Source organism: Thermogutta sp. (genome assembly GCF_014359955.1).
GTDB lineage: Bacteria > Planctomycetota > Planctomycetia > Pirellulales > Thermoguttaceae > Thermogutta.
This window is the reverse complement of the sequence record NZ_JACIYL010000967.1, coordinates 1-1467: the sequence shown is the minus strand read 5'-3', so window position 1 is coordinate 1467 and position 1467 is coordinate 1. Positions and strand designations below refer to the sequence as shown.

Below are 1467 nucleotides of genomic sequence, written 5' to 3'. Positions count from 1 at the left end.
CAAACCGCAGGTAAACAGGTGCTTGAAGATTCTTTCGAGGATCCCACTTATCAACGTGTCGAAAGCAGCCTGCTCCTCGCCTTTGATGGAGTGCCCAAGGTGGAAGTGCCGACCACGGCCGACAGTCGTATCTTCCAGCTCCGAATTTACGAGAGCCACAATCTCACGAAGCATGTGAAGAAGGTTGAAATGTTCAACAAGGGCGGGGAGTTGGCCATTTTCCGCCGGCTCAAAATGAATCCGGTTTTCTTCGGACAGGCACTCATCGGGACGAAATTGCCTAATTTGACGTACATGCTGGGCTTCGACACCATTGAAGCCCAAAAACAGGCCTGGGCGGCTTTCCTGAAGGATCCGGAGTGGCTCCAACTTCGGGATAAGCCGGAATACGCACAAACCGTCTCAAATATCACGAATATAATGCTGCAGCCCAGCCCGGTTTCGCAGATTTGAGCGATCGTTGGCGGGACGGGCATGATCTGACGACGGTCGCGGTCCCTGTTGCCTGATGCCGCTTGAGTCAAGGGCGGACAAGCGACAGGATCGCGCGGGGAGTCGCCTGCGCAGGTGATTAACTAGGCAGGAAGTTTTTCCATGGCGTCTATTCTTGAGCGTATTGTGGCCACCAAGCGTGAAGAAATCGAGCGGGCAAAAATCTTTGCGCCCGACGATCATCTGCGCCGTTTGGTTGACGAGCAGGCCCCACCACGGGATTTTCTGGCTGCCATTCAGGATGCTCCGGGGATAGCACTCATCGCCGAAGTCAAGAAGGCCAGCCCTTCCAAGGGCGTCATTCGGGAGAGCTTCGATCCTGTGGAAATTGCCAAAATCTACGAGCAGCACGGGGCTGCCTGCATCAGCGTTTTGACCGATGAGCCGTATTTTCAGGGGCATATCGAGTTCCTACGCTGGATCAAAGACGCTGTTAAAATTCCTGTCCTGCGAAAGGACTTTATCCTGGACCCTTACCAGGTTCTTGAAGCTCGTGCCTACGGGGCCGACGCGGTGCTGCTGATCGCCGAATGTCTGGATGACGAGCAACTGCCCCAACTCTACGAAGAGGTGATCAGGTGGGGGATGACACCGCTGGTGGAAATCTACGAACCGGAGAACCTGCGGCGTGTCGTGGAGATGGGGGCCAAGCTCATCGGCATTAACAACAGAAATCTCCGCACCTTTGAGGTCGATTTGAACCACACCATTCGCCTTCGCGCGGAGATCCCGCCTGATCGCCTTGTCGTGGGAGAGAGCGGCATCCAGAGTTATGAAGATGTGCAGCGTCTGGCGGCCGCTGGTGTGAAAGCTGTTCTCGTTGGGGAGAGTTTGATGAGGGAGCCCGACATCGGGGTTGCTGTGGATCGTCTTTTAGGAAAAACGGTTTGAACGACTCTTATCGTGTTACCACACATGGAGGACAAAACTACCCGGCTTCACGGTCCCGGTGCCGCGGTTGTGTCACCCGTGGTG

2 protein-coding genes are annotated in these 1467 nt (G+C 55.3%); both read left to right on the top strand.

Annotated features, from left to right (window positions below):
- Positions 1–453 (top strand): NIPSNAP family protein (locus H5U08_RS18630; RefSeq protein ID WP_297036598.1); only part of this gene is annotated, 453 nt, incomplete at its 5' end.
- A gap of 141 nt (positions 454–594) precedes the next feature.
- Entirely contained in the window at positions 595–1383 is a 789-nt protein-coding gene (gene trpC, locus H5U08_RS18625; protein ID WP_297036597.1) for an indole-3-glycerol phosphate synthase TrpC, read from the top strand.
- The last annotated feature ends 84 nt before the right edge of the window (positions 1384–1467 follow it).